Raw genomic sequence first — 6,931 nt, 5'->3', positions numbered from 1 at the left:
AAAAAAATATTTGGTGGGGACCCACCCCCCCCCCCCCCCCCCCCCCCCCCCCCCCCGTTGAACGGTGCAAATGCCCGGAAATACAGGAACGACCATTTGCGCCGCGTATGGAGCAGTTATTTCCCGGCAGTGCCATTAGAATGCTGCCATCGGCTCATCTGCCAACGGAACCGCCCATGCCGCACAGATCTGCGCTGTACTCCCAACGCTCGCTGGTGCTGACTCTGGTCGCACTGCTTGGTGCCGGCTTCCTCGCCACTTCCTTGCTCAGCTATTACGCCTCACGGGCGTCAATCCGCGACAGCATCGTCAACACCGAACTGCCGCTGACATCCGACACCGTTTATTCGGAAATCCAGAAAGACCTCGTCAGACCGATCCTGATTTCCTCGATGATGTCCCGCGATACGTTCATGCGCGACTGGGTGGTGAACGGCGAAAAAGACCCGGTAAAAATGACCCGCTACCTCGAAGAGGTCATGACCCACTACGGCGCCTACACCGCGTTCTTCGTCTCCGACAGCAGCCACACGTACTACCACGCCAAAGGCGTGCTCAAGCAGGTCAGGATTGATGAGCCGCGCGACGCCTGGTACTTCCGCGTGCGCGACATGAAAGACCCGTACGAGATTAACGTCGACCCGGATCTGGCCAACAAGGACAACCTGACTTTCTTCATCAACTACAAGGTCTACGACTACGACAACCGCTTCATTGGTGCCGCGGGCGTAGGCCTGACGGTGGACGCGGTGATCAAGCTCATCGACAAGTACCAGCAGCGTTATCAACGCAGCGTCTACTTCGTCGATGCCTTCGGACGACTGGTACTCACCGGCGCCAGCGGCGGCCCGGAAGGTGCGCACATCGGGCAAAGCCTCAGCGAACTCGCCAGTATGAAAAGCCTGATCAGCCAGTTACCCAAGCCCCACAGCGGCAGTTACGAATATTCCGCCCACGGTCAGGGACATTTTCTCAACGTACGTTACATCCCGGAGTTGCACTGGTATCTGTTCGTCGACAAGCGCGAGGATGGCGCGCTCAGTGACATCCGTCAGTCGCTGTACCTCAACCTGCTGATCTGCCTGCTGGTGACGCTGGGCGTGCTGGCCCTGCTCAATCGGGTGATCCGGCGTTATCAGCGCAAGATTCAGGCGCAGGCCACCCTCGACAGCCTCACCGAACTACCGAATCGCCGTGGCTTCGACCTGCTCGCCGTGCAGGCCCTGCACGAAGCGCAACGCGAGCCGAAGCCCCTGACTGCGCTGTTGCTCGATCTCGATCACTTCAAAACATTGAACGACACCTACGGGCACATGGCCGGCGATCAGGTGCTGATCGGCTTCGCCCGCGACCTGCAAAGTTGCCTGCGCCATTCCGACATTGTCTGCCGTTGGGGTGGTGAGGAATTTATCGTATTGCTGAAGGACACCGACGCTGAGACCGGTCAGAAGATTGCCGAGAAGATCCGCCGACACGTCGAACAACAGGCGTATTCCTACGATGGCCACAGCCTGAGTCTGACCGTGAGCATCGGCGCCACCACCCTGCAAGCGGATGACACCTTGCACACGCTGCTGTCCCGGGCCGATCATGCGATGTACCGAGCCAAACAAACCGGCCGTAACCGCACCTGCGTGGAAATGCCTCATTCGACTTATGCCTGATACCGACGCTAAACCCGACCTCTGCCCGGCCTGCGGCGCCCGCAACGACTGCACCCTGGCCGACCCGCGCACCGCCGACCAGGCTTGCTGGTGCTATGGCGTGAGCATCGACCCGGCAGTGCTCGAAGCCCTGCCGGCCGAACTGCGCAATAAATCCTGCCTGTGCCCGCGCTGCGCGCAGGTCGAGGCGCAACTGCAAGCAGCGGGGCGGCCGATCCCGTAAGATACGCGCCCCTTTATCCGCCGATTCCTGACCATGCGCGTCGACCGTTTCCTCAGCAACCTGCCCCGCTACAACCGTCAGCAGGTTCGTCTGTTGCTGGTGGAAAAGCGTGTGCGGATCGACGGAAAAGTTGTCAGCGACCCGCACAGCGAAGTGCTGGAATTCAGCCGCGTCGAAGTCGACGAAGAAGTCTTGCAACTCGGCAAACCGGCGCGCTACTTCATGCTGCACAAACCGCCGGGGTGCGTCAGCGCCACCCGCGATCCGCAGCACCCGACCGTGCTCGATCTGATCCACGAGCCGGACAAGGACGACCTGCACATCGCCGGTCGCCTCGACTTCAACACCACCGGGCTGATGCTGATCACCAACGATGGCGGCTGGTCGCGACGGCTGACCCAACCGCAGACCAAACTGCCGAAGGTCTATTACGTCGAGACCGAACAGGAGATCGGGCCGGAGTATGCAGTCACGTTTGCCGAGGGCATCTACTTCGCCTTCGAAAACCTGACCACGCAACCGGCGCAACTCAAAGTGCTCGGCCCGAGGGCGGCGCGTCTGAGCATCGTCGAGGGTCGATACCATCAGGTGAAGCGCATGTTTGGTCACTTCAACAACAAAGTGTTGCGCCTGCACCGCGAATCCATGGGCCCGCTGTTGCTCGATAACGCGCTAAAACCGGGCGAGTACCGAACATTGCGCACCGAAGAGATCCATTTGTTCTAAGCCGGCGACCGCTCAGCAGAAGTTGTCGAACAATTCACCAACGGCACTTGCGCGATCCTGATCCCCCTGCTTGAATCAGGACGTCGGCCAAATTGTGACCGATTAGTCACGCAGTACATCCAAGCAACCTTTTTGCCGGTAGAGAGCCTCAAAGGCTCCACCTCCCCCGGCAGACTGCCCGCCAATAATAATACCCGTCGACCTGCCGTTCCGGATCGACATGGGCCCCAAACTCCAGGCGTATGCCTACCTGTCACAAAGCTCGTGCAATCTCTATTTGCGCGCATACCCGCTTGCTTGCCAGGAGTCTTATGACATGAGGCCAGAAATCGCTGTGCTGGATATACAGGGTCAGTATCGGGTTTACACGGAGTTCTATCGCGCAGACGCCGCAGAAAAGACCATCATCCTGGTCAACGGCTCGATGGCCACGACTGCGTCGTTTGCTCAAACCGTGAAAAATCTGCACCCGCAATTCAACGTGGTTTGCTACGACCAGCCCTACGCGGGCAGGTCTAAAATCCACAACCGCCACGAGAAACATCTGACGAAGGAAGTCGAAGGGCAGATTCTGCTGGAGTTGATCGACCATTTCGGTGCCGAACACGTGCTCTCGTTTTCCTGGGGCGGCGCGGCCACCCTGGTCGCCTTGGCCCACCAGCCTCGGCGCATCGAAAAAGCCGTGATCAGTTCGTTCTCGCCGGTGATCAACGCGCACATGCTGGATTACCTGGAGCGCGGTGTCGATTACCTCGGCCAGCGCGACGGCGATCGGGTCGGGCACCTGGTCAACAACACCATCGGCAAACACCTGCCGTCACTGTTCAAGCGCTTCAACTATCGCCACGTCAGCAGTCTGGCCGAGCACGAATACGGGCAGATGCACTTTCACATCAACGACGTGTTGCACAGTGATCGTCAGTGCTACCTGAATGCGGCGAAAAGGATCAACGTGCCGGTGCTGTTCCTCAACGGCGAATGGGATGAGTACACCGCCGCCGAAGACGCACGGATATTCGGCAACCACGTGGCACAAAGCACCTTCACCACGCTGCAGGCCACCGGGCATTTTCTCGACATGGAGCACAAGGCGGCTTGCCGTGACAGCCAGAATGCCCTGCTTGGTTTCCTGAAACCGTCACAGCAGTCGAGCCGAACGCGTTACTCGTTCGTCCAGGATCACCATGCATCGGCCATTTGAAAAAGCGTCGTCGCGAGCGAGTCTGTGGGGCTGAGAAGCCAGCGCTGATTACCTGCAGATTCGCCCGCGAATGACCGTCTTCAATGCTGTAACGCGCTGCGGGCAAAAGAAAAACTTCAAATCCGCGCCCGACTCTGGTACAAAGTCAGCCGCTCTGAGCGGGTATAGTTTAGTGGCAAAACGAAAGCTTCCCAAGCTTTAGTTGAGGGTTCGATTCCCTCTACCCGCTCCACTCAATCGGGTCTCACGTCGTGGTTATGACGGGGGATGCAGGAACAGAAAAAACCGGCCTACAGGGCCGGTTTTTTTGTGTCCGGGATTTGTGGGAACACACCATGAATGATGATTCTCCTGACTCGAACCTCTCCTCAACCCAAATTTGGATAATTCCATTTTTCTGTGGGTTATTGCGATTTTCAAAAGATAAGCCACAATAATCAGGAATAGTGCATGGATGACACATTCCTGGATAAATCCAGAATTACCGGCTTTAAAGTAGCTTTTGAGGTGTAAGACCCATTATGTTGGATTTAAGCCTTAGCAAGCCAAGTGAGATCGTCAAGCGGATCTGTGAACGTCTACGCACTGATCGACTCGCTCTGGAAATGACGCAAGCGGACGTGGCCGCACGTGCCGGCATCGGAACCAACACGGTATCCAATCTTGAAGCCGGGCGTAATGTGGGCTTCGAAAATCTGGTACGTGTTGCCATGGTACTTGGGCGCAGTAAGGAACTCGAAAACCTGTTCTTGCCAAAGCTTGAAACTCTGGACGACATCCTGCGCTACGAAAACAGTGCCAAGCGTTACCGCATCAAAAGGAAATCCGACAATGCTTGAGAAAGTAGACGTCTACTACGAGGGCTGGGGTGAACATTGGCGGTGGGGCACACTGGCTTCCACCGCAGCGCTGACCGGCCGTCCGCTGGTGGTGTTTGAGTACAGCGACGAAGCGAAAAAAAGAGGACTCGAACTTTCGTCCCTGAAACTTCCTTTGCAAGGCGCCAAATTAAGTCGGGATTTCCCGCCACATCAGTTGGGATTGCCAGGCCCCGTCTATGACTCGCTGCCCGACGGCTGGGGCATGCTGCTGATGGATCGTCTATTCAAACGTCGCGGCCTGAATCCCGCACGCATCGGACCTTTGGAGCGACTGGCCTACATCGGCAACAATGCCATGGGTGCCATGTCGTTCAAGCCTGTGGCACCTGACGTACTAGAACCACAAATGCATGTTCCCATTGAGTTACTTGCAGCCGAAGTGCGGCAAGTGCTGAAAGGTGAAGGGGGCGAGCTTCTTCATAAGTTGCTGCTGGTTGGAGGCTCTCCGCAAGGTGCCAGACCCAAGGCTCTGGTCTATCGCGCCCCCGACACCGGGACGTTCACCACAGCTGCCACTCCAGGTTTTGAAGCATGGCTGGTGAAATTCCCTGCCCAACACGAACATCCCGAAGTGTGCGCCATCGAAATGGTTTATGCCGCTTGCTTGCGCCTCTGCGGCATTCAAACGCCGGATACGCAGTACTTCAGTCTGTCAGATGGAATGGCTGCCTTCGCCAGCAGACGGTTTGATCGACAAGACGGACTACGCGTCCCCATGCAAAGCCTCGCAGCCTTTACCGGTGCAGATTTTCGCTCTCCGGGAGCATTGGACTATGTCAACTTCCTGCGCGCCACCCAAAGATGTACCAATGATGTACGTGAAAAAGCACGGGCGTTCGAGCGTGCTGTTTTCAACGTTGCGTTCCACAACCGGGATGATCATCCCAAGAACTTTGCCTACACCATGTCGCGAGCTGGCGATTGGAAATTAGCCCCGGCCTACGATGTGACCTTTTGCGAGGGGCCGGGTGGGTATCACCAGATGGATGTGATGGGCGAAGCGCTGGAAATCGACCGAAAGGCCATGCTTGGACTGGCAGAAGAAGCGGAGGTGGGTGCCTATGAGGCAGGAGTTATCATTGAGCGCTTTTGCGACGTATCCAGCCAATTCTCGACTGTGGCAAATGATCTTTATCCTGGCGTGATCACTCAGGAAACCCTGCGTACCATTCAAAGCCGAATTGATCACAACATCAAGCTGTTGCGATGACTGCATATCCTTGCAAATCACATTTTTTGAAACCCTGAAGATTTTTCCGACATTACAGATCCACAACACACCCACGGTTCTCACCGTCCCCACGACCCAGTAGGATTCCCACTTCACCCACCACCCTCCCCCTGCGCGGCCATCGACGAATACGCGTTTTGACTTTCGAGGGACTCCATGGCGCGGCCACTGTGCCGCTGATGACCGAACTCAAAAGAGCCACTCACTCATGACGCAAAACATTTACGACGACCCGGAATTTTTTCAGGGTTACAGCCAGATGAACCGCTCGATCGGCGGTCTCGATGCCGCGCCGGAATGGCCGGCGCTCAAGGCGTTGTTGCCGTCGATGCATGATCTTAATGTGGTCGACCTCGGCTGCGGCTATGGCTGGTTCAGCCGTTGGGCCAGTGACCAAGGCGCCGCCCATGTGCTGGGGCTGGATGTCTCGGAAAAGATGCTGGAGCGCGCGCGCGAAACCACTGCGGCGGCGAACATCCGCTATGAACGCGCCGATCTTGAGCATCTCGATCTCCCAGCGTGCAGTTTCGATCTCGCCTACAGTTCACTGGCGCTGCATTACATCAAGGATCTGCCAGGGCTGTTCGCTCATCTGTACGCAGCGTTGAAACCGGGTTCGCATTTTGTGTTCTCCATCGAACACCCGATCTTCATGGCCCCGCGCAATCCGGGCTGGTTGATCGACAGCGACGGTCGCAAGCGCTGGCCGCTGGACAGTTATCAGATGGAAGGCGAACGGGTGACCAACTGGCTGGCCGAAGGGGTGATCAAGCAGCACCGCACGATGGGCACGCTGTTGAATTCGTTGATTGCGGCGGGTTTTGCCATTCGCCATGTCAACGAATGGGGGCCGAGCGATGCGGAGGTGGCGGCGCAACCGGCGCTGGCTGAAGAGCGGGAACGGCCGATGATGATGTTGGTGGCGGTGCAGCGCTAACTGGCGAAACATGCATTGTGGGGGGGGGGGGGGGGGGGGGGGGGGGGGGGGGGGGGGGGGGGGGGGGG

At 57.6% G+C, this 6,931-nt stretch carries 7 protein-coding genes and 1 tRNA gene; all 8 read left to right on the top strand.

Annotated features, from left to right (window positions below; genetic code table 11):
• Nucleotides 1-176 precede the first annotated feature (176 nt).
• The 8 genes from NTD85_RS01070 (at nucleotide 177) to NTD85_RS01035 (ending at nucleotide 6,863) form a co-directional block, all read left to right on the top strand.
• Entirely contained in the window at nucleotides 177-1,664 is a 1,488-nt protein-coding gene (locus NTD85_RS01070) for a sensor domain-containing diguanylate cyclase (RefSeq protein WP_262141224.1), read from the top strand.
• On the top strand, nucleotides 1,657-1,887 hold the full coding sequence (locus NTD85_RS01065; protein ID WP_262141223.1) for a cysteine-rich CWC family protein: 231 nt from the start codon (nucleotides 1,657-1,659) through the stop codon (nucleotides 1,885-1,887). The genes NTD85_RS01070 and NTD85_RS01065 overlap by 8 nt, the downstream gene beginning before the upstream one ends.
• Before the next feature lie 33 nt (nucleotides 1,888-1,920).
• Nucleotides 1,921-2,613 (top strand): pseudouridine synthase, encoded by a 693-nt coding sequence (locus NTD85_RS01060; RefSeq protein WP_262141222.1) that lies wholly within the window; start codon nucleotides 1,921-1,923, stop codon nucleotides 2,611-2,613.
• Nucleotides 2,614-2,929: 316 nt separating this feature from the next.
• On the top strand, nucleotides 2,930-3,814 hold the full coding sequence (locus NTD85_RS01055; RefSeq protein ID WP_045122324.1) for an alpha/beta fold hydrolase: 885 nt from the start codon (nucleotides 2,930-2,932) through the stop codon (nucleotides 3,812-3,814).
• Between the two features lie 158 nt (nucleotides 3,815-3,972).
• A tRNA-Gly gene (locus NTD85_RS01050) sits at nucleotides 3,973-4,046 on the top strand.
• Nucleotides 4,047-4,335: 289 nt separating this feature from the next.
• Nucleotides 4,336-4,653 carry a helix-turn-helix domain-containing protein gene (locus NTD85_RS01045; protein ID WP_003222513.1) on the top strand — a complete coding sequence of 106 codons (318 nt, stop codon included), beginning with the start codon at nucleotides 4,336-4,338 and terminating at the stop codon, nucleotides 4,651-4,653.
• On the top strand, nucleotides 4,646-5,905 hold the full coding sequence (locus NTD85_RS01040; protein ID WP_262141221.1) for a type II toxin-antitoxin system HipA family toxin: 1,260 nt from the start codon (nucleotides 4,646-4,648) through the stop codon (nucleotides 5,903-5,905). The genes NTD85_RS01045 and NTD85_RS01040 overlap by 8 nt, the downstream gene beginning before the upstream one ends.
• Before the next feature lie 229 nt (nucleotides 5,906-6,134).
• On the top strand, nucleotides 6,135-6,863 hold the full coding sequence (locus tag NTD85_RS01035; RefSeq protein WP_103521441.1) for a class I SAM-dependent methyltransferase: 729 nt from the start codon (nucleotides 6,135-6,137) through the stop codon (nucleotides 6,861-6,863).
• The last annotated feature ends 68 nt before the right edge of the window (nucleotides 6,864-6,931 follow it).

It is taken from the genome of Pseudomonas sp. 13B_3.2_Bac1, assembly GCF_025466205.1.
In the GTDB taxonomy this organism is placed as follows: domain Bacteria; phylum Pseudomonadota; class Gammaproteobacteria; order Pseudomonadales; family Pseudomonadaceae; genus Aquipseudomonas; species Aquipseudomonas fluorescens_H.
The sequence above is the reverse complement of the archived record's forward strand: the minus strand, read 5'-3'. Positions and strand labels throughout refer to the sequence as shown.